Source organism: Periweissella beninensis (genome assembly GCF_016908275.1).
In the GTDB taxonomy this organism is placed as follows: Bacteria; Bacillota; Bacilli; order Lactobacillales; family Lactobacillaceae; genus Periweissella; species Periweissella beninensis.
Window position 1 is genome coordinate 69,304 of the sequence record NZ_JAFBDN010000006.1, and the last position, 25,421, is coordinate 94,724.

The window sequence follows — 25,421 nt, forward strand, 5'->3', positions numbered from 1 at the left end:
TATGGATGCAGTAGGAGTGCAAGTTGCACAAGGCTTATTAGATATTGGTGCTGTATGTTTAAGCCCTCAAAAGCCATTCACGTGGGCCTCAGGAATAAAAAGTCCAATATATACGGACAATAGATTAATAATTGGGAATGTAAACTTAAGAAAATTAGTGGCCAAAGGATTAGCAAAATTGATTAGTGAAAAATTTCCTGATGTTGAAGTAATTGGTGGTGTAGCAACAGCGGGAATTGCCCATGCTGCCTTAGTAGCTGATATATTAGACCTACCAATGATATATGTTCGCTCAAAACCAAAAGATCATGGGACCAATCAAAAAATTGAAGGACTAGATATTTTTAATAAAAAAGTTGTATTAATTGATGATTTATTGTCAACTGGTGGTTCAGTTTTAAAAAGTGCAGAGAATATCAAAGCAGCAACTGGTCAAGTGTTAGGAGTTGTGGCAATTTTTTCTTATAATTTACCAATAAATGATGATAATTTTAAGCAAGCTAAAATTAAATATGCAACCTTGACTAACTTTAACCAATTAATCACCGTTGCTAAGCAAAGAGAAATTATTACAAAAGATGAGTTATTAATGTTGGAAACTTGGCATACACAATCTTAAAAAGAAAAAGGTGGTAATTAAAAATGGTCGTTAAAATGGATGCTCAAATTGCAAATGTAAAATTTGATGGTTTATTTATCAATGCGTCAGGTGTACATTGCCAATTAAATAATGATTTAGATGAATTACAAGCTAATACATTTGTAGCGGGCACAGTCACTAAAAGTGCGACACTCGCATCTAGGCCTGGTAATCCAAGGCCACGCTACGTCGATTTAGCACATGGATCAATCAACTCGATGGGATTACCTAATCAAGGGTTTGATTATTATTTGAATTATGCCTTGACGAGACCAAGTAAACCAGTTATTTTATCAGTTGCAGGATTATCAGTTGCCGAAAATCTTAAAATGTTGACGCAAATTCAAGAGTCGTCTTTTGATGGCTTAACTGAGTTAAATCTATCTTGTCCAAACGTGATTGGTAAACCGCAGTTAGCGTATGATTTTCAAGCTACTGAAGAAATTTTAACAGCGGTCTTTAGTTTTTTTAAAAAACCGCTTGGTGTTAAATTACCACCATATTTTGATTTAGTACATTTTGATCAAATGGCAGCTATTCTTAATAAGTTCCCACTATCACATGTTAATAGTATCAATTCCATAGGAAATGGACTTTGGGTTGATCCTGTGACAGAATCAGTTGTTATTAAGCCTAAAAATGGTTTTGGTGGAGTTGGTGGAGCTTACATCTTACCAACTGCGCTAGCAAATGTGCGTGCCTTCAGAATGCGCCTCAATCCAGCAATTAAATTAATTGGGACAGGTGGGGTTACGACTGGTGCTGATGTTTTTGCTCATTTATTATGTGGTGCTGATATAATTGCCGTTGGAACACAGTTACAAGTTGAAGGACCGTTAGTTTTTGAACGATTAACTAATGAATTAGCCGCCATTATGGATGAAAAAAATTATCAAGATATTGCCGAGCTTCGTGGTAAATTAAAAACACTATAAATTTATAGACAATTCGTAATTTACAATAAAAAATAAATAACACCTAAATGGCCCCTTGAAATTATTTTTTCATTAATTTCAAAGGGCCATTTAGGTGACACTACATAGCTAATTATTACGATAATTCAAATAAAAAGGTAATTTTACAATGAAAAATTTGTTTAAGTTTAAATTACATGCCATATTCCTACCAAAGTTATTGGTAATAGTAACTGTAGTTTTAAGAAAAATGCGGTAAAATTAATTAAAGGGACCTATCACTGTTTTTAGTGGTGGCAACTACAGTTTAAAATTTACGACGATAGGATTAGATAATGAAACCAATAACAAAAATAATTAGTTTAATCATTGCAGTAATAGCCGTGGGTGTAGGATCCTTTATATTAGTTAATAAAAATAATACACCATCGTATGAAATTGCTAATCCGCAAACCCCAGCCTCTATTGAACAAGCTAAGTATGATCGTAAGCATCCTTTTTTCATTGGCAAAACATTTGTTGGAAGTACAAAACAAACTAATATGCTGGCTAATAAAAAGCAAACAATTGTATGGACAGTGTCAATTTCTTTTAAAAAAAATCATACTTTTCAGCAATATGCTGATAATGCAAATGATGTGAGTGTGGTTATTCAAGGAACCTGGCGTATTGTTAATGATAAAATAAAGTTGAAATATAATCAAAATGGTTATGTTGCACTATATAATCAAGATGGTAAGGATCTAGCGCAAGGGCTACCTTACACCGGCAAAAAAGTACATGTTACTAAGCAAACAATAGCAAATCAATTGATAACAGTACCTAAATTTAAAATTAATGGTAATATTTTAGAACGCACGCTCTTACTCAGTGATAGTAATAATAAAAAATCAGCAGTTATGTCAATTAGTGATGGGCAAGCAGTGCTATCAGTTATTAATTATCAAAATTTAATAAAAAAACAAATTGATCAACAAGTTAAGCAAGTATCAGAAGGATTTTCGGAAAAGCAAAAATTAGCAGCTATTCTAATAAGTTATCGCGATGCCAACAAAGCTAATCGGAAAAATGCTTTGAAAATTCAAAAAATAATTACGGAAAATAAAAAGATATATGTAAAACAAAAAAATAATATTTGGTTAATTGCTAATAGTAAACAGGCAACACCTTTTTTAGCTATTAAAGAAGACATAACGAATGGTTTTTCATATGCTAATGTTAAAAAGGTTAGCAAGAAAATAAAAATTGAACATTATCAAAAATTTGCAAATGCTAATTTAAGAACATTCATCCCCAAATATATTTTACAACAAACTAATAATATTAATCAGCAACAGGATTATTTAAAGGTACAAAAAAATATTAAAGAAGTTTGAGCTGATACAATGAATATTTATAGGTAAATTAAATAGTTTTAGAGATAAAGCATGCTTGACTACTAAAGTAAGATGACACTTACCTTTAGCATTTTAAGAAATATAAATTTCTGGTATAATCATTACTAATAGTAGGCTATATAGAATAAGAAAAAATGGCATAGTAATTTTAGAAAGGTGTTCATCGCAATGCAATGTCCAAGTTGTCAATATAATGATACCCGAGTAGTCGATAGTCGGCCCGCAGATGATGGTCGAGCAATTCGTAGACGGCGAGAATGTCCCCATTGTGGCACCCGCTTTACAACTTTTGAACGATTAGAAACAACACCACTTTTTGTAATAAAAAATGATGGCTCACGTGAAGAATTTAACGGCGATAAATTATTAAGAGGATTGGTACGGGCTGCTGAAAAGCGACCAATTAAAAGTGATCGCTTGATGTTAGTAGTTGGTCAAGTTGAAAAAGATTTACGAAAGTTAGGCGAAAGTGAAGTAACTAGTCAAATAATTGGTGAATATGCGTTAAAATATTTAAGTGATATTGATGATATTGCGTATATTCGTTTTTCAAGTGTATACAAGCATTTTGATAGTGTGGAAATCTTCTTAAAGGAACTACAAGATATCGTTATTGATAAAGAAGATAAGGAATCATAAATATGGAAAATAATAATCCCGTAGTTAACCCAATGAGTGGGTTTATTATTTCGGAAGCAACGTGGTTAACTAATCTAGATACGCAGTTATTTATAACACTGTATCAACCAATTATAGGTGCAAACGCATTAGCATTATTAAATACTTTATGGAATTTAGTTGATGAACCACCTAGGCTGTCTAAACGTTGGCAACATAATGCATTAATGAGTATGGTTAATTTAGGGCCAAGAGATTTAGTTATAGCTCGTCAAAAGTTAGAAGCAGTAGGATTAGTTGATACATGGCATAATACAGATACATTAGGTGAATTTTATGTCTATCAATTAAATGCACCACTAAAACCAGCTGCCTTTTTTAATGATGATTTGATGAGTGCATTATTGCTAGATAGTGTTGGCCAAGAACTATATCAACGGCTTAGAAAAAAATTTACGTTAAGAAAATTGGTTGACTTTACTGGTGAAAATATAACTAAAAAAATTATGGATGTCTTTACGCCAAGCCGACAAGCCTTTCACGATATTGAAGATTTTGCGTTACCATTATTGGAAACGACCACAGTTAAAGATACGAGTAGTTCAATTAAGTTAACCGAAGACAGTTTTGATTTTAATCTATTGTTTGACAGTATTAAAAGTATTGGCATTAGTTATGATGAACTTAATCGTTATCGAAATGCATTATACATTCAACATAAATTATATCAACTTAATGAGTTAAAAATAGCTGAATACATTCGCTATGCATTTCAATTAGATACTAAAACAATTGATATTGAAAAGTTGAAATTTGAAATTGCAAAAAATTTTCAAAATACACAACAAGGTTTGCTACAAAAAAATAAGCTAGTCAGCACTGAGCCTGAGGTAAATTCAGAGGGTAGACAGGATACTAAGACGCAAAATATTATTAAAATTGCGAAACAACTCGGTCCATTAGAATTTTTGCAAAACATTAAAAATAAAAAAAATGGTTTTGTAACTAGTAACGAGCAACAAACAATTAATCAGTTGGTTGAATTAAATGTTCTACCGATTGAAGTAATTAATATTTTAATATTTTATATTTTAATCGGTTTAAAAAAAGATAATATTACACGCGCTTACTTTAACTCATTAGCCAACACGCTAAGTCAACATCACATCACAAGCGCACAAGGCGCGATTGAAAATTTGAGAGGCAATCGTAGTAAAAAATCTGGAGCTAGTCAGCGTTATCCTAGTAAAGTAACTAAGAAGGTCGAAAAAAAACCAGTTTATAAGGTAAATGGTACTGATGCTAGCAAATTAACTGAACATGATTTAGCGCACACACAAGCGAAACTAGCAAAGTTAAAAGCATCACGGCTAACCAAGAAGGGAGAGGAAGATTGATATTATGGAAAATATGGGTAAAGAGTTAGAAAAATATTTACATAATAATCCTCAAAAGACAAACTTAGCAACTAGTGCAGTGCAAGCTGCCTTTGCTGATGCTAAGGTGCAAAAATTTATTGAAGCAAATCAAGATAAGCTCGCTATTGATTTTAAAGAAAAATCAGCAAGTAAGGTATTTGAATTTGTTAATCAAAATCACCGCCTACAAATTGGTGAAAATGTGATGACACCGGGCTATACGCCGACCTTAATTTTGAATGGTGGTTACATTGATATTGCATACCAACCAAGTAAGCAAACGCAACAACATGCTAAATTAGTTGCCCGTAATGCCCGAATAAATGCAATTAATATGCCAAAGGCGGTGAAAGTAGCTACATTTGATAGTTTAGTGGTAACATCTGAACGTAATTTAATAGTGAATCAGTTAATTGATTGGATTACTAATTATTTAGCTACGCCAGATGAATATCACCGGGCGTATTATATTTATGGTGACTATGGAATTGGAAAAACATATTTAATGGGTGCGTTAGCAAATGAATTAGCAGATCATGGGATTAACGTAACCATGGTACATTTTCCAACCTTTGCAGTTGAGATGCGTAATTCAATTGGGGACAAAAACTTTGATACGATGGGACAGATTCAACGAATTAAGCAAACGCCAATACTTATCCTAGATGATATTGGTGCTGAGTCAATGAGTCAGTGGATCAGAGATGATGTATTAGGCATTATTTTAGAATATCGGATGCAAAATGAATTACCAACTTTCTTTACCGCAAATTTTGACATGCAGCAGTTGCAAGATGAACAATTAACCGAAACTAGGCAAGCACATGAACCAGTTAAGGCGGAGCGGATAATGCAAAGAATTAAATTTTTAGCTACAGAACAAATTTTGACTGGTAAAAATCGGCGATTAGGCAATTAATAACTATTGATTAAATGAAAATTGGAGTTAAGACACAAAGTAGTTGTTGTCAAAACTCCTTTTCTGCTATTTAAGGATATAAAAAATTATGACAAACTTAAACAAGTTAATAAATTTAAAAATAATATTACAATACGGTATTATTTTTCTGTTAGGGTTAAGTATCTTTGCAACTAAATTTGATGCGCAGTTATATCATCATCCAATCGGAGAAGTAATTAGTATTGAAACAACTAAAAGTATTAACGAAACTGATCAATTCAGAAATAAAGATAAACTATATACGCAAACGATAAGAGTAAAAATCTTAAATACAAAAGCGGCAGGTAAAACAATTACTTTAACAAATCAATATACTTTAAGTTGTGCAATGGATGAAAAATATGAACCAAAGAGTCAAGTTTTTTTAAGTCATCATCAAAATAGCTATATGATTACAGGACAGAAAAGAGATACTATTTTAGCATTTATGGTGTGGTTGACGATTAGTTTATTGATAATTTTTATGAAACAAGCAGGGGTTTTCACAATTATCAGTGTAATAATAAATATTAGTTTATTACTTGTGACAATTTGGCTAGATTTAAATATCAAAAACATTAATGTAATAATTTTGTTTGGTACTTTAGCAGTAGTTATGGCATTAATCACCCTAAGTTTAGCGTTAGGATTTAATCGGCAAATGCTAATTACATTTTTAGCATCAATCGGTAGTGTCACTGTTGCCATCAGTATTGCAAGCATTATTTTAATACTGACTCATCAAAAAGGACTACAATTTGATTTAATGGATTATATCACTCAATTACCACAACCACTTTTTATCGCAGAAACAATTATTGCTGCGCTAGGTGCAATTATGGATGAAGCAACCGACATTATTGCGACGCAATATGAGATGTTGATAGCACATCCTAATCTAAGCCGATGGTCCTTGTATAAAGCTGGGCAAAGAGTAGGTCAGACAATTATGGGAGCATTGACAAGTGTGTTATTTTTAATTTTTATTGCGGAGGCATTGCCAATGAGTATACTGTATTTAAGAAATGGCAATAGTTGGGGCTACACATTAGAAATGAATATGGTGTTAGGATTAGCCCAAACAATTATTGCCGGAATTGGTATTGTACTAACAGTACCAATTGCAAGTGGCTTAATGGCTCTGTTACATCAGAGTAAGGGAGTAATTAATGACTAGTTTAACAGCCTTATTTATTGTTTTAGCATTAATGCTACTTATAGTAGGTGGTAAAAAAGGGATTCAGGCTATTTTTAGTTTATTAGGCAATTTTGTCTGGCTGTTTTTGATAATAACGTTAATTGCTTGGGATTTTGAACCAGTTATCATTATTGCAGTTTTTGGTTTAATTATTTTAGCAACCACTATTTTTTTAAGTGATGATAATGACCAAGTAACACGTGTTGCTTTTTTAGCTAGTTTTAGTGTTTTAATTATATTGATCATATTGATACTGCCTTTAGATATCTTGGCTAATGTACAAGGCTTTTCTAATGAAAATTCAGAAGAATTGGAAGGGCTATCGTTAACTATTGGCATTAGTTTTATTAAAATTACAATGGTGGTAACAATTTTAGCAACCTTAGGTGCTATTGCTGAAGCAACCATGGCCGTTGCCGCTGGAATGCAGGAAATATTGGCTGACATACCTATGTTACCTATAAAAGAATTATTTGGGCATGGTATGCATATTGGACAACAAATTATTTCAACGGCAATTAATACCATTTTTTTTGGGTTTATTGGTAGTAATTTAGGATTGACAATTTGGTTTATTAAATTAAATTACTCACTTGAGTTGTTAATTAATACAAAAATATTTGTAGGTGAAGTGTTAATGTTACTAATATCAATGATTGCAGTTACTTTAGCTGTACCAATAACAGTTTTGGTAATGCAACGCGACATAAAACGGCACCGTGTTAAGCAATGATTTAATTTTCAATTAATTTTTAGTGGTTACAATCGTATCTAAGCGATGAATATGTTATATTTAATACATATTGAAATAATTTCAAAAGAAGGATGTATGATTTAAATGAAGATGAAAAAAGCAGTTTTAGGTGTGGCAGCAGTATTGACAGCTACTTTATTAGCAGCTTGTGGTGACAAGACTGTTGCAACAATTGATGGGGGTAAAAAAATAACCCAAAGCCAATATTATTCAAGTTTAAAAAGCACTGATTCCGGAAAACAAGTACTTTCTAATATGATTATTAATAATGCTTTGGAAGCACAATATGGTGATAAGGTTACAACCAAAGAAGTTAATAAGCAATTTAATGCATATAAAAAACAATACGGTAGTCAGTTTTCAACACAATTAACATCATCAGGATTAACTGCATCTGGTTTAAAACAAAATATTCGGACTCAAAAATTACTTGCAGTAGCAATGAAAGCTACTACTAAGATTACACAAAAAGAGTTAGAAACACAATTTAAGAGCTATCAACCAAAAGTAACGGTACGTTATATCTTATTAAAGAATTCTACTGCTGGTAAAAAGACTGCTCAAAAAGTTATTTCTCAGTTGAATAAAGCATCAAATAAAAAAGCTAGTTTCATTAAATTAGCTAAAAAGTATTCAACTGATTCGTCGACAGCAAGTAATGGTGGTCTATATACTGCCTTTGATAATACTGATACTAGTACGGATAGTACTTTCAAAGCAGCATCATTTAAGTTGGCTAAGGGAGAATATACTAAGACACCAGTACATTCTAGTTCATATGGTTATTTTGTAATTTACATGGACAATCGGACAACTAAACCAAAGACAATCACAGCGGCTGTTAAAAAGACGCTTAAAGAACAAATTTATGCCACTGATATGAATAACTCAACTAAGGTTTCAGCTGTTATTACTAAAGTATTGAAGAAGGCTGATCCTCAAATTAAGGATAGTGACTTGTCTAATGTATTGTCACAATACTTATCATCAAGTTCAAGTTCTTCATCAAGTAAATAAAAGGTGAGAGGACAAACGACAGAAGACATTAGCTGATATATAAAAAGCCTAGGGAATACCGATTTTAAAAATTGGGTACCTTAGGCTTTTTATATATCAGCTAAATTAAAAATTAGTGTTTCAATTTTTTTAATTCGTCTTGAATATGGTCCAAATGATATGTTATTTTGCTAAAATGTGATTCATTTTTTAATTTGAATTTATTCACAGCGTGATTAATGTCGACGGAAGTATCATTAATAGTTTTAGAGACATGCTTTAGCTGTTTTATTTGGTGTTCCAATTGCTTAGTAAGCGTGATAACCCTTTGTGTTTCTGTTAGGGTTGTTTTCATTGATTGAAAAAATTTATTAGTAGTAAGTGGCATAATAACCTCCTATCCTTAGAGGACGTAAACCTATTATTCTAATTGGGTACGAATGGCCTTTTGTACGTCTTTATATTGTTTATCACTATATAATGCAGTGTTATCACCAAACGTATATTTAAATTCATCACTCGAACTATAGCGAGGAATCAAGTGGACATGTGAATGGAAAACTGATTGATAAGCAACTCTACCATTGTTATTAATGATATTCATACCCTTAATTTCGGGATTAATGGCTTTAATGGCACGGGCTAAAATCGGTAATTTACTAAATACTTTAGTAGCAAGTAGTTCATCATATTCAAAAATATCAGTAACATGTTGTTTTGGAACTAATAGCGTATGACCGGGGGTGGCTTGGGTAATATCTAAAAAGGCTTTAACATCATCGTCTTCGTACACTACATAGCTAGGAATGTCACCACTAATAATTTTGCAAAAAATACAGTCATTCATAAAAATACCTCACTTCGTGTTTATTAAATACCTAACCTTAATTTTAAACTATTTTTGATGAATATGTTAGTAACAAAGAATATTATTAGCTTAATTTGTTGATTGTGGTTGATATGGTATACTAAAATGATAGATTATTGATTGAAAATAAAAATGAAAGGTTTTTGGAACATGACATTAACAATTAGTCACTTAGTGGGTGGTTATTCACAAGTTCCTGTGGTCAAAGATGTTAGTTTTGAAGTCGGTGATGGTGAATTAGTTGCTTTAATCGGTTTAAATGGTGCAGGAAAATCAACTACTATTAATCATATAATTGGATTATTGACACCACAACATGGTGATATTACAATAGATGGAATTTCACTACTAGCTAATCCAACAGTTTATAAAGAAAAAATTGCATACATTCCAGAACAACCAATTTTATATGATGAGTTAACACTGAAAGAACACTTAGAATTAACGATGATGGCTTATCAATTAGATGAAAATAAAACATGGAAGAAAGCACAACGATTGCTAAAACTTTTCAGACTAGATAATAAATTAGATTGGTTTCCAGCTAATTTTTCGAAAGGTATGAAGCAAAAAGTCATGTTAGTAAATGCTTTTATGACTGAAGCAAAGGTCTTTATAATTGATGAGCCATTTATTGGTCTTGATCCGGTAGCTGTGCATGATTTATTAGCGTTAATTACCGAAACAAAACTTAATGGTGCTGCTGTGTTGATGTCAACTCATGTGTTAGATACTGCTGAAAAATTTGCGGATAAATTTGTTTTGTTACACAATGGTGAAGTTAAAACAATGGGTGGATTAGCAACATTAAAGCAAGATTTCCCCGATGCTGGTGATTCACTTAATGATATTTATTTGACCTTAGCGAAGGAAGGTTAATTGGTTATGAATGAATTATTTAAGCAACGGCAAAGAGATAATTTTAGCCAAATGTCACGATATTTAAAATTAGTCTTAAATGATCAATTTACTATTGCGATTATGTTTTTGATGGGTGGATTAGGCTATTGGTATGCTGGTTTTTTAAAAAGTTTAACTTTTGCATGGTGGGAAAAAATAATTGCGATGGTTTTAATGATTGGTTTATTGCAAATGGGACGACTAGCAACCTTATTTAAGCCAGCAGATAAAATTTTTTTAATGCCGCAAGAAGTAAATATGGAAACCTACCTAAAACAAGGCTTTTGGCATAGTATGTGGATTGCACAAGCGATCCAACTTATAGGAGTAACAATCTTATTGCCGTTTATTCAAGTGGCATTTCAAGCTTCAATTGTTCAGTCATTATGGCTATATCCAACATTTGTAGTGTTTAAAAGCTTAATTCTTTACGATCAGATGCAAAGTTACTATAGTAAACATAGCTTGATTTGGTTAAGAGTTGTTTTACCTTTAATTACTTTTGCATTATTTGGTGTTAGATTAGATATGGCTTGGGCATTTGTATTTGTTGTATTGGCAGCAATTGGTAGGATGTCGGTTCGGGACAAGTTCTGGCAAGGCATATTTAATTGGCAATCCGCGATAGATGATGAAACTAGCCGTCAGTTAACTATTTATCGGTTTTTTAATTTATTTACTGATGTACCGAAGATTAAAGGTAAAACACGATTAAGAGCTTGGTTAAACTGGTTTTTTAATCATATACCTAAAAATCATAATAATTTGTATACTAACTTGTATTGGCGAGGCCTTTTAAGAAATGATGAGTATTTTGGCTTATTAATAAGACTAACAATAATTGGTGCAATTGTGGCATACTTTGTTCATAACACTGTAATAACACCACTTATTTTAGCATTAATTGTTTACTTAATTGCTTTTCAATTGTTACCATTGTATGAACGATATGATGATATTGCCTTTACGCACTTGTATCCAGTGAATAATAAAATGAAACGAAAAAATTTTGTAACAGTTTTAGTCCGTATTTTAATGATACTGGGATTTATTATGGTAATTGTGAATGCAATTGGTGAATTTGATTTACAAGTTGTCCTAGTTACGTTAGGATTATTATTAGTTGAAATATATGTATTTTGTTATTTAATAGTACCTAAAAGAATAAAAAAAAGTAAAGAATAGGATTTAAATTTTTATGCGATTAAGACGCAAAGCATGGGCTGCTGACTGGTTAGTAGCGCACAATGAACTAGTAATTACACAAGACAAAGCAGTTGCATTAAAAGGCCAATGGCAATCAGTCTTTGCTAAAGATCAACCAATTTACATTGAAATTGGGACTGGTAAAGGGCAATTTATTATTGGGATGGCTAAACAATATCCGGAAGTTAATTTCATCGGAATGGAAATACAAGAGGGTGCTGTTGCCGTTGCGGGTCGTAAAGCAGTTGATGATATTGCTCCATTACCTAATTTAAAATTTATTTATGGGGATGGTGCTGGTGTTGACACGTATTTTGCCCCAAGTGAAGTTAGTAAGGTATACCTTAATTTTTCTGATCCATGGCCCAAAACAGGCCATGAAAAACGACGCTTAACTTATAAATCATTTTTGAAAAGTTATCAAAATGTTTTACCAGTTGATGGAGAACTTGAATTTAAAACAGATAATCGTAAATTATTTGAATATTCATTAGGTAGTTTTGCTAATTATGGGCTTACTTTTGATAAAGTTTGGCTAGATATGCACAATGAGGATCCTGAAAACTTAGCAATTAATATTGAAACAGAGTATGAACAAAAATTTAAAGTAAAAGGTCCTATCTATAAATTTTTAGGCCATTTTACAGATTAATAATTAAAAAGCTTAGTGGTTAAGACTCTTTGGCAAATGGTACTGATAGACTAAGTAATTAAATTAATTTATTAAGCAACTAATTCGTAATTTGAATTAGTTGTTTTTTTGTAATTTATCGCAAAATATGAATTTTTAAAGCTAATTAAAATACGTTGTCTGAAGTTTTCAAAATTTATAAAACCGTATGCAATACGACTAATAACTTTTATTTTATTGTTGATTCCTTCTACAGGACCATTAGAAAATCCGTATTCAAAACTATTAACAATTTCATTAGGGTTTTTGAAAGTATTATCGATTTTTAAATTTGGGTCTTTTAATGCGAGTGATATTTTGAGATAATTATCCATGGAGATTTCCTTTCTGCTCGGTGGTGGTGGGTTATCTCTTTTTTTACAAAATGCAAGAAAAAAGATACCGACTAACATGACGACGTCATGTCTATCAGTACCAAAAAGTCTAGACCCGTGGTTAAGTAAAACAATTTTCTTGAAACTGTTTTACTTAACCACTTTCTATTTTTAGCTTATTTTAGCTTATTTTAGCTGTTTTAAATTGGATATGATATTAAAATTACTCATTATTATTTTAATGAACTGGTCTTTGTATATTTTTAAAATACGCGGTATGATAGATGATGCATCGATATAAAATAAAAAATTTGAATACATTAAAATTTAAATTTAATAGGGATTATTGAAAATGACTAGATGGAGATTTAGGAAATGACAGTACATGAAGAATATTTGAAAACAATTAAAAAGTTTGATAAGTCATGGAAAGTTGTACATGAAAATCGATTACCATTATTGAAGGAGATAATGAGTTGGTTAGAGAATCCAGATAAGCAATTAAAAATAATTCATATAGCGGGGACAAATGGCAAAGGTTCAACAGGAGAAATGCTCAACGAGGTTTTAATCGCTCAAGGATATAATGTTGGCCATTTTTCTAGTCCAGCTGTTTATACAAATCGAGAACAGATACTATACAATGATGAACAAATTACCGAAGCTGATTTTCTAAAATATTTTCAAAAAATTTATAAAATTATTCAAAAACATGGTAAAAAACTAACAGATGTTTCCTATTTTGAATGGTGGACCTTAGTTGGTCTAGTGTATTTTGCTGATAAAAAGGCTGATTTTGTTATTTTGGAAGTTGGCTTAGGGGGACAGCAAGATGCAACTAACGTTATTAGCAATGCTTTATTGACTATTTTTACTAAAATTTCTTATGATCACCAACAGATTTTAGGAGACTCACTATCTAAAATAACCGCCATAAAAGCTGATATTATAAAAAAAGGGGCCACTGTCATTTCATATAATGGCCAGTTAAGTGAAGTAAAACAAATTCTGCAAGCTAAAGCAACTAAAGTTGGCGCTACGTGGTATGCTGGCAAATCACCGGTAATCACTACATTGAGTTCTGCACCAACAGGAACAAAAGTCCGTATTAATGGTGAATATGAGTTGTTTTTAGGCTTAGCAGGTCAATATCAGGTTTTAAATTTAAATACAGCACTGCAAGCCGTTGATGCGCTTAGGACCTTAGGGTATCAAATTTCGCAACGAGCAATTATTCAAGGGCTAAGTGTTGCTAATTTACCTGGACGCATGGAATATGATGCTAAACATAATATTTTACGAGATGCAGCGCATAATCCTGATGGCATTAGTGCGTTGTTAGCAGCAATGCATGCTTGGAAACTACCGTTTAAACCAACTGTTATTTTAGGTATTTTAAGGGATAAAAATTATTTAGCGATGATTGAAGATTTATTACCTCAAGTTGATCGTATTATAGCTGTGACCCCAGCTAATCCTAGTCGTGCATTGAGTGCTGATGAATTAGCAGCGCAAATTTTAGAGATGGATACAAATGTTGAGGTTGCTGTGGCTGATGATCCAACAGCAGCGATAACTTTGGCACGGCAAATAAGAGAATCAAGTGAAACAATGATAATTATTACAGGTTCATTTTATACATTGCGTGCCGTTAAAGGAATTGAATTTTAAAGATGTGGAGGAACTAGTTTAATGGCCATCAGTTGGCAAAAAAGTATAGCTCTATTAAAAGAGCATGGATTATTAATGAAAATTAATGGTGACGTTAAAAATGATTTTGAGGCAGTAACTTATGATTCACGTAAGGTTGCCACGGATACTTTATTTTTTGCTAAGGGCAATTTTAAAGTGGCCTTTTTGACAGATGCAATTATGAACGGAGCCAGAGCTTATGTGGCAGAAAGGGAATATAGTGAAGGAAATACAATTCCAAGTTTAATTGTAACTGATGTACAAAAGGCAATGGCTCTTTTGGCAGCAGAGTTTTATGATAATCCACAGGATAAATTATTTATCATCGGTTTTACTGGTACAAAAGGAAAAACAACAGCAGCTTATTTTACTCATGAAATTTTGCAAATTGCAACTGCTAATCATACGGCCTTATTCTCCACAATTGACCGAATTTTAGGACCAAAAGAACAATTTAAATCGGATCTTTCAACACCCGAATCACTGGATTTATTTCACGATATGCATGTTGCTGTCAAAAATAAAATGACCCATTTAGTGATGGAGGTTTCGTCACAAGCCTATAAAAAAAATCGAGTTTATAATTTAAAGTATGATGTTGGCATTTTTTTGAATATTTCGCCAGATCATATAGGTCCCCTAGAACATCCTACGTTTGCTGATTACCTTGCACATAAATTAATGCTTATTGATAATAGTAAAAAAATTATCATTAATAATGAAAGTGAATGTTTTACTGATATATACGAGCGTGCAAAAAGAACACACGAATCCAAGGATATATATATATATGGTCGGGATAATAGTCAAAATCAACAATTATTAGATTTGAGTTTCAGCGGTCAAGCTGATTTAAATATGAGTAAATTAATAGTAACTGCTAAAAATAATAAAGTTAAGGAATTAGCTGTTAGTGGACAATATCGTTTAAATGTACCTGGTGACTACAATGAGAGCAATGCGGCTAGTGTTTTACTAGCAACTGGTTTAGCGAAGGCACCCCATCAAGCAATGGTTAACGGTTTAGAACAGGTGCGAGTCCCAGGTCGGATGGAATCATTTTCTTCCAAAAAACATGGAATGATTTATGTTGATTATGCTCATAATTATGTGTCAGTTAAAGCACTATTACATTTTTTACATACTCAGCATCCCCAAGGGCGAGTTATTATTGTTTTGGGCGCGCCTGGTAATAAGGGTGAATCCCGGCGTAGTGGTTTTGGACAAGCATTTACTGAAGAAAAAGCAGATGTTATTTGGTTAACAGCTGATGATCCACAATATGAAGATCCACAAATAATCGCTAATGAAATAGCAGAAGCAACTGATTTAAATGTGGTTACGATTAACTATGAGATGGATCGACCACAAGCAATTTTTAAAGCGATTTCTATGAGTACCGCAACAGATGTTGTTGCAGTTTTAGGTAAGGGTCTTGATCCTTATCAAAAGATTAATGGGGTTGATACACCTTATATAGGTGATATGGCTGTTGTTAAACAAGTTGTTAAGAACTTAGAAAAATAATTTATTTAATAAGTCTATTGCACATTTTAGTTAAAAGTGATTTAATGTAAACATAATTAATGATCAAGACACCGACATTAACTTATTATTTTTTCAGAGAATGCGATAATTTGCTGTGAGTCGTTAAAAATAATTTAATGTTTGACTACTTGTGAAATGATGTAGCAAAACTATATCCGGTAGTTTCCGTTATCAAACATTGAGGCACTAATAGTAAACAGTGCGAAGTAAGGTGGTACCACGTTGAATTCAACGTCCTTTGTTGCTAGTAATTAGCAACAAAGGACTTTTTTATTTAACGGGTAATGATATTATTATTGAAAATATTTGGAGGTTGCAACGCATGACTGATATTAAGGTAACATTTCCCGATGGTTCGATTAAAGATTTTTCAGCTGGGATTACAACAAATGAAATTGCGAAGGGAATTTCAACATCATTAGCAAAGAAAGCAATAGCTGGTAAGTTTAATGATAAATATGTTGGTTTAAATGAAGCAATTGATAGCGATGGGAAATTAGAAATTATTACTAAAGATTCAGAAGAATCATTAGCAATTTTACGGCATTCCGCCGCACATTTATTAGCACAAGCAATTAAGAGATTACATCCTGATACCCATTTTGGAGTTGGTCCAGCGGTGGCTAACGGTTTTTACTACGATACTGATCGACCAGCTGGTCAGATTTCAGTTGATGAATTTCCTGCTATTGAAGCAGAAATGAAAAAAATTGTTAAAGAAGATTTACCAATTGAAGGACAAGCCATGTCACGTGCTCAGGCACTTGAATTTTTCAAAGATGATCCCTACAAGGTAGAATTAATTAATGATTTGCCAGAAGATGAAGTAATTACTGCATACTCACAAGGCGAGTTCACTGACTTATGTCGTGGGGGCCATGTTGTATCAACAGGTGTGATTAAAAACTTTAAATTAACATCAGTTGCTGGAGCATATTGGCGAGGAAAATCTTCAAATCCGATGATGCAACGTATTTATGGAACTGCTTTTTGGAAACAAGCCGATGTTGATGCTGAAATCACACGACGTGAAGAGGCTAAAGAACGTGACCATCGTAAAATTGGTAAAGATTTAGATTTATTTTTTACGTCTCCTGAAGTAGGTGCGGGATTACCAGTTTGGATGCCAAATGGCGCGACGATTCGACGTACGTTAGAACGCTATATCGTAGATAAAGAACTACAACATGGTTATCAACATGTATATACACCAATAATGTCTAATTTAAATCTTTACAAGCAATCAGGACATTGGGATCACTATCATGATGACATGTTCCCACCGATGGATATGGGCGATGGCGAATTTCTTGAACTACGGCCAATGAATTGTCCATCACATATTCAAGTTTATAATCATCATGTTCATTCATATCGTGAATTACCAATCAGAATTGCGGAAATCGGGATGATGCACAGGTATGAAAAATCAGGTGCTTTAACAGGACTTGCGCGTGTACGCGAAATGTCACTAAATGATGGCCATACCTTTGTAGCTTTAGACCAAGTTGAAGAAGAATTTAAATCAATCTTGAAGTTAATGGTTGAAGTTTATGCAGATTTCAATATCACTGATTATCGCTTCCGGCTTTCATATCGGGATCCTGAAAATACTGAAAAATACTTCCAAGATGATGACATGTGGGAAAAAAGTCAAAAAATGCTTAAAACAGCAATGGATGACCTATCATTGGAATACTTTGAAGCAGAAGGTGAAGCAGCCTTTTATGGTCCAAAACTAGATGTGCAAATTAAAACTGCACTTGGTGGTGAAGAAACATTATCAACAATTCAGTTAGATTTCTTATTACCAGAGCGTTTTAATTTAACGTATGTTGGTGAGGACGGTCAAAATACACACCGCCCAGTTATGATTCACCGTGGTTTGATTTCTACGATGGAACGCTTTACGGCATATTTAACTGAGTTATACAAGGGCGCTTTCCCAACGTGGCTTGCACCAAAACAAGTTGTGATTATTCCAGTTAATGAAGAAGCTCATGGTGAATATGCCAAAAAAGTAGCGCATAAATTACAAGCCATGAGCCTTCGCGCAAATGTTGATACACGTAATGAAAAAATGGGTTACTTAATTCGTGATGCACAAACAAGTAAGGTTCCGTATACCTTAGTTGTGGGTGATAAGGAGGTTGAAGAAGAAACTGTTACGGTTCGGCGTTACGGTGAAGAAAAAACAACTTCAATGCAAGCTCGTGATTTTTATGATTTAATCTTGGATGATGTGGCAAGTTATTCACGTGAAAACTAATCATTTTAGTTTCGTGTTCTATGACACCGCTAGAACTAAAAGGTGAGTTCCATTTCCTAAGAAAAAAATATTTTTCAATTAGTGTTAATCGACTAAACAGTAAATTAAAATAGTATTAAATATTAAAAAGCAATTAACTTAAATTTGAGTTAGTTGCTTTTTAGTATTTAATACTAATAATTATTAGTTAAAACTTATTTAAATAGTAAATAAGTACGATAAACCATTTAGGCATCGACTTTAGAAACATAATGTTAGTAAATTTCAATAGTAATCAATTATAATTAAAAAATTAGAATATGGAGGAAATTACAATGCAACTAAATTTTGATGATGGAATAATAAAAAGACTACAAGAATATGTTGTCAAAAATGCTAAAATTTTATTAGACCTTGATGATGGAAGTGGGCCGTATACTAACCATGCAATTGCGTGTTCAATGGGTATTAATTATAGAATAATTATGGTTAATAACGATGCAAATATAGATGATTATCAAGAAGAATTAAAAAGCAACTTAGGAATTGTGTATAGTAAAAAATATGCCAACTATACTTTAGCTACTAACATGAAATTAGGAATCAAACCACCATTTAACACATGGCAATTAAGTGGCACCAATATGCTTATAGATGATAGTGTCGAATTTGTTACTAAATATTTTCAGGAGGTACCTAATAATGGAAAATAAAAAAGAATTATTAAGCAAACTAGATAAATTAAGCTATGATGTAACACAAAATAAAGGGACCGAGGCTCCCTTCAAAAATAAATATGATAATCATTTTGAAGCCGGAATCTATGTTGATATTGTAGGTGGCCAACCTTTATTTGTTTCTACGGATAAATATGATTCAGGTTGTGGATGGCCGGCTTTTAGTAAGCCTATCACTCGGCAAAATATTAATGAACACCGTGATCGCTCGTTTGGAATGGAGAGAACAGAAGTTACTAGTAGTCAAGCAAATAGTCATTTAGGCCATGTTTTTACTGATGGGCCTATCGAGCTCGGTGGGCTAAGATACTGTATTAATTCAGCGGCATTAAAATTTATTCCAAAGGATAAAATGCAAGCAAATGGATATGGTCAATACTTAACTTTAATTAAGTGAACAAGACGTGGTGAATTAGGGTAGGATTCACTTCAGTAACAAACGGTGAAATATCATTGACGATAAAAAGCCGGTCATCGTTGGTTTGTAGAAGATAGCCTGTGAGTTCAATGAAATTTTCAGAATGAAAATTACTATTTATTTGAATGATGACTGATGAATTGTGACGTAACGCATACGTAAGGGTGTTGATTATATGTTTACTATTCATTTGAGGTCGCTGCTTAGCATTTTTTTTAACAAAAAAATTGATTATTTTAGTAAAAATGTGATGGTGCGGTATCGATAAGTAATTTTGCATAAAAATCTCCCTGTTTTAGTATTAGGTACATGAAATATTATACGAACAAACGTTCGAATAAGCAAGCGTCTCTTTGAAAAGAATTTAAAAGAATAATTATAAAATTAAAAAATGAGCTATTCAGCGATTGAATAGTAGCGTAATTAAGAACTGTTTATTTCTAATAAAACTCCAATTAATGTTGATTTAATAAATAAATATATCAATTGTGAGAAGAAAATGTTAAAATTAGAAGACTAATTATGAGGGATAAGGAGATTTTTATGAATAAAATTTTGGTCATTGAAGACGAAAAAAATTTGGCACATTTCGTCGAATTAGAATTACAACATGAAAATTATGAAACAGATGTTCGTGATAATGGACGAGCAGGCCTAGAAGCTGCTTTAAATAATGATTATGATGTTATTTTACTAGATTTAATGTTGCCTGAATTGAGTGGTTTAGAAGTAGCGCGGCGGTTACGTGAAGCTAAAAATACACCAATCATTATGATGACAGCAAGAGATTCGGTGATTGACCGCGTTTCTGGTCTTGATTATGGAGCAGATGACTATGTGGTGAAACCATTTGCGATTGAAGAATTGTTAGCACGAGTACGGGCATTGTTACGACGGATTAATATTGAAACGGAAGCGCATGCACCTCACCAATCAACGGTTAAATTTAAGGATTTAGTAATTGAAAAAGAAAATAGAATTGTACGCCGTGGTGATGAAGTGATTAACTTAACTAAGCGTGAATATGAATTGTTATTAACACTGATGGAAAATGTTAATGTCGTGCAAGCACGTGATGATTTATTAAAACGGGTTTGGGGTTATGAATCTGAAGTTGAAACGAATGTTGTGGATGTATATGTTCGTTACTTACGTAATAAAATAGATGATCCAGAAAGTGCACGTTCGTATATTCAAACAATTCGCGGTACGGGTTATGTAATGCGTAGTTCAAATTAATTTTTGAGTATGGGATAAGGCAAGATGGACTAGGTCTTGCCTTTTTTGGTAGATAAATGGAAGAAAATAAAAAAGGGAAACAATATCGACGATTCTCATTAAAATGGAAGTGGGCTTTAGGAACAAGTATTGGAGTTTTTGTTGTTTTTTTAATTTTTGGTTTGTTAATGTTTAGAGCATTTACACAAAATGATTTAAACAGGCAAAAACGGGAAATAACAACTGCGCTAACGTCAGTAAGTCAAAGATTTGCTAAAATTGATGCAGAAAATTTAACATTAGGCCTGGTGGAACCTAATTTACAACCTGGAAATGATCAAGTTAAAGCAATAATTAATGATGATTTAATCGCAAATGTGGCTAGTAAAAATTTAACCCTAACAATCTTTGACCGCAAAGGGGTTCAATTATTGACAACTAGAAATAATCAAGTTTCAATGCAAGGACGTGCTAAATTTATCGGGCAGAAGCTCCTTCGGATTAATGGAACAACTATATTGGTTGGTAGAAAGGCAATTTATTCAGAAACTTCTGGTAAAATTATTGGTTACATTCAAGTTGTGAATAGCTTAAGTGCTTATCATGCAATGTATATAAAACTTGTTAAAATTATGTTTGTTCTCCTGTTATTATGTTTAATGGCAATTTCATTATGGGGTTACTTATTGGCGGATTGGCTATTGCGACCAATGGAAAATATTGCAAAAACAATTGCTGAAGTTGAAAAAGATCCACAAACACGACAAAGAGTGGAAAAATTAGAGCGAAATGATGAATTAACAGATTTGGCCTACATCTTAAATGAAATGCTTGATCGAATGCAACGTTTTATTGATCAACAGTCACGGTTTGTTGAGGATGTGTCGCATGAACTAAGGACTCCGGTGGCGATAGTGAAAGGTCATATGGAATTATTAAATCGTTGGGGGAAAGATGATCCTGAAGTATTAAATGATTCAATCAAGGCATCTTTGGATGAAATGAAGCGCATGGAAACATTAGTACAAGAAATGCTAGACTTAACACGTGCAGATCAAGTTGAAATTAATTTCAGACATGAAGAAACCGATGTTCAAGATGTAATTTATCAAGTTTATGATAATTTTAAAATGATTCATCCAGAGTTTAAATTTAGTCTAGAGGATGATATCTATAAGCAAACTTTAATTTCAATATATCGAAATCATTTAGAACAAATTATGATTATCTTATCTGATAACGCGGTTAAATACTCAAATAACCGTAAAGAAATACATTTTTCAATGTCAGGTAATGCTAAAGAAGTCCAAATAGCTGTTCAAGACTTTGGTGAAGGAATCGAAGAAGAAGATGCGCGCCATGTTTTTGACCGATTTTACCGTGTTGATAAGGCAAGATCACGCGAAAAAGGAGGGAATGGGTTAGGATTGAGTATTGCGCAGAAATTAATTGAGGGGTATGGTGGTAAAATTACTTTGGAAAGTTCGATTGGCCATGGTTCGATTTTTAGAATAACTTTACCAATTTTAAAAAAGGATAAATAATATGTTAAAAAGTGGTACCAAAATTCAAGTATGGGGCCGCGTACAAGGTGTTGGTTTTAGGTGGGCGACTAAAAAATTAGCTGATAAAATTGGTGTGTTTGGATATGTTACCAATTTGCCTGATGGTTCGGTTAGTATAATTGCACTGGGGGATGCAAAGCAAATTGGTAGATTAATAAATGGCCTTAAAGAAAATGTAGCTAAGCCATTGGCCCGGGTGCAAAAAATAGAAGTAACCGAATGTATCTGTGAGCAAAAAATGACAAAATTCGTGATTATATAAAAAGTTTAGTTAAAACTAATACGTTTAGAAAAAATATGGCTAAGGATTAGGTCTTAATTTATTCACTTTTTTTTAGCTAAAAAATCCAACTAAAAATGATTATCATTTTTAGTTGGATTTTTCATTTAATTATGAGCCTGGCATAATAATTTTATGGTGCAATTGCTTAGTTGTGGGTAATGATTGTTTGATCTAAAATAGACATTGTATTCTTTATTTTTGTAATTTTGATTTGATAGTACTAATTATTATTGGCAATAATGTTACACCAATGATACCTAATAGTACACCCGAAAAGTGAGCTTTAATAAAGGGGATATTACCAAAGAAATACCCTGCTCCCGTGGCAATTAATGTCCAAGATGTAGCGCCTATAACAGAGTATTTTATAAAACGATGATATGTTAACCCTGATGTAGCTGCGACAAATGGTGCAAAAGTTCTGATAATTGGCATATAACGCGCTAAGATAATAGCCATGGCACCATGTTTATCAAAAAAAGCTTGGGCATCATCTAGAGAACTTTGTTTAATAAAACGCCCGATGTATCTATTATGAATTAATTTAGGACCAATGGAACGCCCAATAAGGAAGTTAAGAGAATCCCCGGTTAATGCAGCGAGCCAAAATAGTAGAGCAAATAACCAAGGATCTAAGCCGTATGCTGCATTCGCACTGATAGCACCAGCAGCAAATAAAAGAGAATCCCCAGGTAAGAAAGGCATAATAACGATTCCAGTTTCGATAAAGATGATAAAAAATAAAATGATGTAAGTCCAACTACCAAATTGGGTTACTAGTTGAACGATATGATCATCAATGTGTAGAATAAAGTCAATTAAAAAACTCATAAATTATATATGTCCTTAAAATATTTTTTTAACAGTATTTAGTTTAACAGATTTTTTTGCTACAATTTGGTACACTTAACTATATCATAGAATTATTTAAATAATTCTAATGAATATAGATATGAAGATCGAGGTAAAAAAATATGGATTTTCCGCAATTACAACCAGCTCAACAAGTAGGGCCAAAGGCTACTTTTCACACTAATCATGGTGATATTGAAGTTTTATTATTTCCAACTCAAGCACCAAAAGCTGTAGAAAATTTTATCACTCATGCTAGAGATGGTTATTTTGATGGAGTGATCTTTCATCGTGTAATTCGTGATTTTATGATTCAAGGTGGTGATCCTCAAGGAACTGGGTTTGGAGGTGAGTCTATTTGGGGTAAAACGTTTGAAGATGAATTTTCAGATGATTTGTTTAACTTAAATGGTTCATTATCGATGGCAAATGGTGGTCCAATGACAAACGGATCACAATTCTTTATTGTTCAAGCAAGTCAATTACCAGATGGATTTGCGTCACAAATGCAAGCAGCTGGTTATCCACAGGAAATTATTGATGCATATCAAACTAAGGGGGGGACACCTTGGCTAGACCATCGGCATACTGTATTCGGACATGTTATTGCCGGAATGGAAAAAGTAAACGAAATTGCTGAAGTGGCGACTGATGCTTCGGATAAACCACTTAAAGATGTTGTGATTAATAATATAACGATTATTGATTAAATAAAATTTAAATTTAAAAAAGAACTAATATTATAATTTATCATTATCGGACGCTATAGATAGTGCTTAAGGTAAATTTAATGATGGTTCTTTTTTTAATTAATGTGTATACTTTTATATGTATTAAAGTTTGAAAGTTAAAAAATAATAACTAATTTATAGAAGGGAAATATGATTTGAATGGTACAATATAAAATTGGAATGCAAGTTCGTGGTAAAATAACGGGTATTCAACCATATGGTGCTTTTGTTAGTTTGGACGATAAACACCAAGGACTAATTCACATTTCAGAGTGTAAATATGGGTATGTCGGTGATATTGATAAAATTTTAACCATTGGTCAAACGGTTGATGTTCTAGTATTAGATATTGATGAGTTTACAAAAAAAATAAGTTTATCACTTAGAAGTTTGCAAACTAAGAATTCTATAAGTGCTAAGCGAATGGATGAAAGTCGAATTCACAAGCACTATTGGACAAGTCGGAATATTACAATTGGTTTTAGCCCAATTGCTACTAGACTTGATACATGGATTGATGAAGGATTAAAAAGAACAATAAATTAATAAAATATATTGGCATATTTTGGAGAGAGTATATGACATTAGTTGCAGGAACAATTGTGGTTGTTAGAGAGGGAATGCCTTCTTATTTAGTAGTTAAAAATAATGAACAAGTTAATTTTTTTTCAGCAAAAATGCATAAGCATCGGAATGAGACAGCATTAGGTACAATCATTCAAGCACTTAAGCCTTATTTTGATATTGATAATTTAAGATTAGATGAATTAACTAGTGTTAAAATTCAAAAAGAGATGTGTTCATTATATGTTTTCAAGGTTGTTAATTTTAATTTGATTGAACTAGCTGATAATAATTTTAAATTTGTAGAAGCATCTAATATCCATACCTTACTAGAAACAGTAGATATGAATGCAGCACCAAAATTATTATAAATATTTGTTAAAATAGTACTTGTATTATTTTCTGTGAGTTGATATGATGTATAAGTTGTTTGCAGAATGTATAGGTTGCATAGTTAATTATTTAAATAAAAAAATTATTGACACAAATTAACTTTCTTGGTATGCTATATAAGTTGTTTGTGAGTGATAAGTGATTGATGTTTAATTTAAATCTTTAAAAAAGATGTTGACTTAAATTAATGACTACTGTATAGTTAATATCTGTTGTTACTTAGCAACAACCAAGTAGATCTTTGAAAACTGAATAAAGTTTTGACAATCAAATGTGTAAGGGTCTTAGGATTTGTACCTAAGATATACAAATTTGCGA

At 32.4% G+C, this 25,421-nt stretch carries 28 protein-coding genes; 23 read left to right on the top strand and 5 right to left on the bottom strand.

Features of this window, described 5'->3' with window-relative positions; translation table 11 throughout:
* Position 1: 1 nt before the first annotated feature.
* The 9 genes from pyrE (at position 2) to JOC59_RS03875 (ending at position 8,896) form a co-directional block, all read left to right on the top strand.
* On the top strand, positions 2-619 hold the full coding sequence (pyrE, locus tag JOC59_RS03835) for an orotate phosphoribosyltransferase (protein ID WP_205143474.1): 618 nt from the start codon (positions 2-4) through the stop codon (positions 617-619).
* A 23-nt stretch (positions 620-642) separates the two neighbouring features.
* Positions 643-1,575 carry a dihydroorotate oxidase gene (locus JOC59_RS03840; RefSeq protein WP_205143475.1) on the top strand — a complete coding sequence of 311 codons (933 nt, stop codon included), beginning with the start codon at positions 643-645 and terminating at the stop codon, positions 1,573-1,575.
* A gap of 314 nt (positions 1,576-1,889) precedes the next feature.
* Positions 1,890-2,930 carry a hypothetical protein gene (locus tag JOC59_RS03845; protein WP_205143476.1) on the top strand — a complete coding sequence of 347 codons (1,041 nt, stop codon included), beginning with the start codon at positions 1,890-1,892 and terminating at the stop codon, positions 2,928-2,930.
* A 189-nt stretch (positions 2,931-3,119) separates the two neighbouring features.
* Positions 3,120-3,590, top strand: a complete 471-nt coding sequence (gene nrdR, locus JOC59_RS03850) for a transcriptional regulator NrdR (protein WP_205143477.1) — start codon at positions 3,120-3,122, stop codon at positions 3,588-3,590.
* Positions 3,591-3,592: 2 nt separating this feature from the next.
* On the top strand, positions 3,593-4,966 hold the full coding sequence (locus JOC59_RS03855; protein WP_205143478.1) for a DnaD domain protein: 1,374 nt from the start codon (positions 3,593-3,595) through the stop codon (positions 4,964-4,966).
* Positions 4,967-4,970: 4 nt separating this feature from the next.
* The gene (gene dnaI, locus JOC59_RS03860; RefSeq protein WP_205143479.1) at positions 4,971-5,906 is read left to right on the top strand and encodes a primosomal protein DnaI; all 936 of its coding nucleotides are present in this window, start codon (positions 4,971-4,973) and stop codon (positions 5,904-5,906) included.
* Between the two features lie 88 nt (positions 5,907-5,994).
* Positions 5,995-7,104, top strand: coding sequence for a YibE/F family protein (locus tag JOC59_RS03865; RefSeq protein ID WP_205143480.1), 1,110 nt, complete (start codon positions 5,995-5,997; stop codon positions 7,102-7,104).
* Positions 7,097-7,858, top strand: a complete 762-nt coding sequence (locus JOC59_RS03870) for a YibE/F family protein (RefSeq protein ID WP_205143481.1) — start codon at positions 7,097-7,099, stop codon at positions 7,856-7,858. The genes JOC59_RS03865 and JOC59_RS03870 overlap by 8 nt, the downstream gene beginning before the upstream one ends.
* 111 nt (positions 7,859-7,969) lie before the next feature.
* Positions 7,970-8,896, top strand: a complete 927-nt coding sequence (locus tag JOC59_RS03875) for a peptidylprolyl isomerase (protein ID WP_205143505.1) — start codon at positions 7,970-7,972, stop codon at positions 8,894-8,896.
* A 112-nt stretch (positions 8,897-9,008) separates the two neighbouring features.
* On the opposite strand, the gene JOC59_RS03880 is transcribed toward JOC59_RS03875, so the two are convergent.
* Together JOC59_RS03880 and JOC59_RS03885 are read right to left on the bottom strand one after the other, a co-directional pair.
* Positions 9,009-9,263, bottom strand: coding sequence for a hypothetical protein (locus JOC59_RS03880; protein WP_205143482.1), 255 nt, complete (start codon positions 9,261-9,263; stop codon positions 9,009-9,011).
* Positions 9,264-9,296: 33 nt separating this feature from the next.
* The gene (locus JOC59_RS03885) at positions 9,297-9,722 is read right to left on the bottom strand and encodes an HIT family protein (RefSeq protein WP_205143483.1); all 426 of its coding nucleotides are present in this window, start codon (positions 9,720-9,722) and stop codon (positions 9,297-9,299) included.
* Positions 9,723-9,893: 171 nt separating this feature from the next.
* Here JOC59_RS03885 and JOC59_RS03890 point away from each other — a divergent pair, with 171 nt between their 5' ends.
* The 3 genes from JOC59_RS03890 to trmB are packed head-to-tail and all read left to right on the top strand — an operon-like array spanning position 9,894 to position 12,501.
* Entirely contained in the window at positions 9,894-10,622 is a 729-nt protein-coding gene (locus JOC59_RS03890) for an ABC transporter ATP-binding protein (protein WP_205143484.1), read from the top strand.
* A 6-nt stretch (positions 10,623-10,628) separates the two neighbouring features.
* Positions 10,629-11,828 (top strand): ABC transporter permease, encoded by a 1,200-nt coding sequence (locus tag JOC59_RS03895; protein ID WP_205143485.1) that lies wholly within the window; start codon positions 10,629-10,631, stop codon positions 11,826-11,828.
* Between the two features lie 13 nt (positions 11,829-11,841).
* Complete coding sequence (trmB, locus tag JOC59_RS03900; RefSeq protein ID WP_205143486.1) at positions 11,842-12,501, top strand: tRNA (guanosine(46)-N7)-methyltransferase TrmB; 660 nt, start codon at positions 11,842-11,844, stop codon at positions 12,499-12,501.
* Positions 12,502-12,572: 71 nt separating this feature from the next.
* Here trmB and JOC59_RS09530 read toward each other — a convergent pair whose 3' ends face one another.
* Positions 12,573-12,932, bottom strand: coding sequence for a transposase (locus tag JOC59_RS09530; protein WP_205143487.1), 360 nt, complete (start codon positions 12,930-12,932; stop codon positions 12,573-12,575).
* Positions 12,933-13,229: 297 nt separating this feature from the next.
* Between JOC59_RS09530 and JOC59_RS03910 the strand changes: the two genes are divergently transcribed.
* From JOC59_RS03910 to msrB, 5 genes are all read left to right on the top strand, one after another.
* Complete coding sequence (locus JOC59_RS03910; protein WP_205143488.1) at positions 13,230-14,525, top strand: bifunctional folylpolyglutamate synthase/dihydrofolate synthase; 1,296 nt, start codon at positions 13,230-13,232, stop codon at positions 14,523-14,525.
* 21 nt (positions 14,526-14,546) lie between these two features.
* Positions 14,547-16,073 carry a UDP-N-acetylmuramyl-tripeptide synthetase gene (murE, locus tag JOC59_RS03915; protein WP_205143489.1) on the top strand — a complete coding sequence of 509 codons (1,527 nt, stop codon included), beginning with the start codon at positions 14,547-14,549 and terminating at the stop codon, positions 16,071-16,073.
* Between the two features lie 343 nt (positions 16,074-16,416).
* A complete protein-coding gene (gene thrS, locus JOC59_RS03920) occupies positions 16,417-18,363 on the top strand; it encodes a threonine--tRNA ligase (RefSeq protein ID WP_205143490.1) in 1,947 nt (648 codons plus the stop codon).
* A gap of 314 nt (positions 18,364-18,677) precedes the next feature.
* Positions 18,678-19,055 (top strand): iron-sulfur cluster biosynthesis family protein, encoded by a 378-nt coding sequence (locus JOC59_RS03925; RefSeq protein WP_205143491.1) that lies wholly within the window; start codon positions 18,678-18,680, stop codon positions 19,053-19,055.
* Complete coding sequence (msrB, locus tag JOC59_RS03930) at positions 19,045-19,476, top strand: peptide-methionine (R)-S-oxide reductase MsrB (RefSeq protein ID WP_205143492.1); 432 nt, start codon at positions 19,045-19,047, stop codon at positions 19,474-19,476. Before JOC59_RS03925 ends, msrB begins: the two co-directional genes overlap by 11 nt.
* Here msrB and JOC59_RS03935 read toward each other — a convergent pair.
* A complete protein-coding gene (locus JOC59_RS03935; RefSeq protein WP_205143493.1) occupies positions 19,469-19,777 on the bottom strand; it encodes a hypothetical protein in 309 nt (102 codons plus the stop codon). The genes msrB and JOC59_RS03935 overlap by 8 nt on opposite strands.
* A 263-nt stretch (positions 19,778-20,040) precedes the next feature.
* Between JOC59_RS03935 and JOC59_RS03940 the strand changes: the two genes are divergently transcribed.
* The 3 genes from JOC59_RS03940 to JOC59_RS03950 are packed head-to-tail and all read left to right on the top strand — an operon-like array spanning position 20,041 to position 22,542.
* On the top strand, positions 20,041-20,736 hold the full coding sequence (locus JOC59_RS03940) for a response regulator transcription factor (protein ID WP_205143494.1): 696 nt from the start codon (positions 20,041-20,043) through the stop codon (positions 20,734-20,736).
* Between the two features lie 56 nt (positions 20,737-20,792).
* A complete protein-coding gene (locus JOC59_RS03945) occupies positions 20,793-22,259 on the top strand; it encodes a HAMP domain-containing sensor histidine kinase (protein ID WP_205143495.1) in 1,467 nt (488 codons plus the stop codon).
* Between the two features lies 1 nt (position 22,260).
* Positions 22,261-22,542: an acylphosphatase gene (locus JOC59_RS03950; RefSeq protein WP_205143496.1), complete on the top strand. Its 282-nt coding sequence runs from the start codon at positions 22,261-22,263 to the stop codon at positions 22,540-22,542.
* Positions 22,543-22,755: 213 nt separating this feature from the next.
* On the opposite strand, the gene JOC59_RS03955 is transcribed toward JOC59_RS03950, so the two are convergent.
* Positions 22,756-23,394 carry a VTT domain-containing protein gene (locus tag JOC59_RS03955; RefSeq protein WP_205143497.1) on the bottom strand — a complete coding sequence of 213 codons (639 nt, stop codon included), beginning with the start codon at positions 23,392-23,394 and terminating at the stop codon, positions 22,756-22,758.
* Between the two features lie 143 nt (positions 23,395-23,537).
* Between JOC59_RS03955 and JOC59_RS03960 the strand changes: the two genes are divergently transcribed.
* From JOC59_RS03960 to JOC59_RS03970, 3 genes are all read left to right on the top strand, one after another.
* A complete protein-coding gene (locus JOC59_RS03960) occupies positions 23,538-24,125 on the top strand; it encodes a peptidylprolyl isomerase (protein WP_205143498.1) in 588 nt (195 codons plus the stop codon).
* 180 nt (positions 24,126-24,305) lie between these two features.
* Positions 24,306-24,692, top strand: coding sequence for a CvfD/Ygs/GSP13 family RNA-binding post-transcriptional regulator (locus JOC59_RS03965; RefSeq protein WP_205143499.1), 387 nt, complete (start codon positions 24,306-24,308; stop codon positions 24,690-24,692).
* Positions 24,693-24,724: 32 nt separating this feature from the next.
* A complete protein-coding gene (locus JOC59_RS03970) occupies positions 24,725-25,081 on the top strand; it encodes a hypothetical protein (protein ID WP_205143500.1) in 357 nt (118 codons plus the stop codon).
* Positions 25,082-25,421 lie beyond the last annotated feature (340 nt).

Coding starts and splice junctions, on each gene's coding strand:
- JOC59_RS03935 (WP_205143493.1), bottom strand. CDS start 19,777: ATGCAAAATTACTTATCGATACCGCACCATCACATTTTTACTAAAATA.
- JOC59_RS03865 (WP_205143480.1), top strand. CDS start 5,995: ATGACAAACTTAAACAAGTTAATAAATTTAAAAATAATATTACAATAC.
- JOC59_RS09530 (WP_205143487.1), bottom strand. CDS start 12,932: ATGTTAGTCGGTATCTTTTTTCTTGCATTTTGTAAAAAAAGAGATAAC.
- JOC59_RS03960 (WP_205143498.1), top strand. CDS start 23,538: ATGGATTTTCCGCAATTACAACCAGCTCAACAAGTAGGGCCAAAGGCT.
- JOC59_RS03940 (WP_205143494.1), top strand. CDS start 20,041: ATGAATAAAATTTTGGTCATTGAAGACGAAAAAAATTTGGCACATTTC.
- JOC59_RS03895 (WP_205143485.1), top strand. CDS start 10,629: ATGAATGAATTATTTAAGCAACGGCAAAGAGATAATTTTAGCCAAATG.
- JOC59_RS03880 (WP_205143482.1), bottom strand. CDS start 9,263: ATGCCACTTACTACTAATAAATTTTTTCAATCAATGAAAACAACCCTA.
- JOC59_RS03845 (WP_205143476.1), top strand. CDS start 1,890: ATGAAACCAATAACAAAAATAATTAGTTTAATCATTGCAGTAATAGCC.
- msrB (WP_205143492.1), top strand. CDS start 19,045: ATGGAAAATAAAAAAGAATTATTAAGCAAACTAGATAAATTAAGCTAT.
- JOC59_RS03885 (WP_205143483.1), bottom strand. CDS start 9,722: ATGAATGACTGTATTTTTTGCAAAATTATTAGTGGTGACATTCCTAGC.
- murE (WP_205143489.1), top strand. CDS start 14,547: ATGGCCATCAGTTGGCAAAAAAGTATAGCTCTATTAAAAGAGCATGGA.
- JOC59_RS03840 (WP_205143475.1), top strand. CDS start 643: ATGGTCGTTAAAATGGATGCTCAAATTGCAAATGTAAAATTTGATGGT.
- nrdR (WP_205143477.1), top strand. CDS start 3,120: ATGCAATGTCCAAGTTGTCAATATAATGATACCCGAGTAGTCGATAGT.
- trmB (WP_205143486.1), top strand. CDS start 11,842: ATGCGATTAAGACGCAAAGCATGGGCTGCTGACTGGTTAGTAGCGCAC.
- JOC59_RS03970 (WP_205143500.1), top strand. CDS start 24,725: ATGACATTAGTTGCAGGAACAATTGTGGTTGTTAGAGAGGGAATGCCT.
- JOC59_RS03950 (WP_205143496.1), top strand. CDS start 22,261: ATGTTAAAAAGTGGTACCAAAATTCAAGTATGGGGCCGCGTACAAGGT.
- JOC59_RS03890 (WP_205143484.1), top strand. CDS start 9,894: ATGACATTAACAATTAGTCACTTAGTGGGTGGTTATTCACAAGTTCCT.
- JOC59_RS03855 (WP_205143478.1), top strand. CDS start 3,593: ATGGAAAATAATAATCCCGTAGTTAACCCAATGAGTGGGTTTATTATT.
- thrS (WP_205143490.1), top strand. CDS start 16,417: ATGACTGATATTAAGGTAACATTTCCCGATGGTTCGATTAAAGATTTT.
- pyrE (WP_205143474.1), top strand. CDS start 2: ATGGATGCAGTAGGAGTGCAAGTTGCACAAGGCTTATTAGATATTGGT.
- JOC59_RS03910 (WP_205143488.1), top strand. CDS start 13,230: ATGACAGTACATGAAGAATATTTGAAAACAATTAAAAAGTTTGATAAG.
- JOC59_RS03945 (WP_205143495.1), top strand. CDS start 20,793: ATGGAAGAAAATAAAAAAGGGAAACAATATCGACGATTCTCATTAAAA.
- JOC59_RS03870 (WP_205143481.1), top strand. CDS start 7,097: ATGACTAGTTTAACAGCCTTATTTATTGTTTTAGCATTAATGCTACTT.
- dnaI (WP_205143479.1), top strand. CDS start 4,971: ATGGAAAATATGGGTAAAGAGTTAGAAAAATATTTACATAATAATCCT.
- JOC59_RS03925 (WP_205143491.1), top strand. CDS start 18,678: ATGCAACTAAATTTTGATGATGGAATAATAAAAAGACTACAAGAATAT.
- JOC59_RS03965 (WP_205143499.1), top strand. CDS start 24,306: ATGGTACAATATAAAATTGGAATGCAAGTTCGTGGTAAAATAACGGGT.
- JOC59_RS03875 (WP_205143505.1), top strand. CDS start 7,970: ATGAAAAAAGCAGTTTTAGGTGTGGCAGCAGTATTGACAGCTACTTTA.
- JOC59_RS03955 (WP_205143497.1), bottom strand. CDS start 23,394: ATGAGTTTTTTAATTGACTTTATTCTACACATTGATGATCATATCGTT.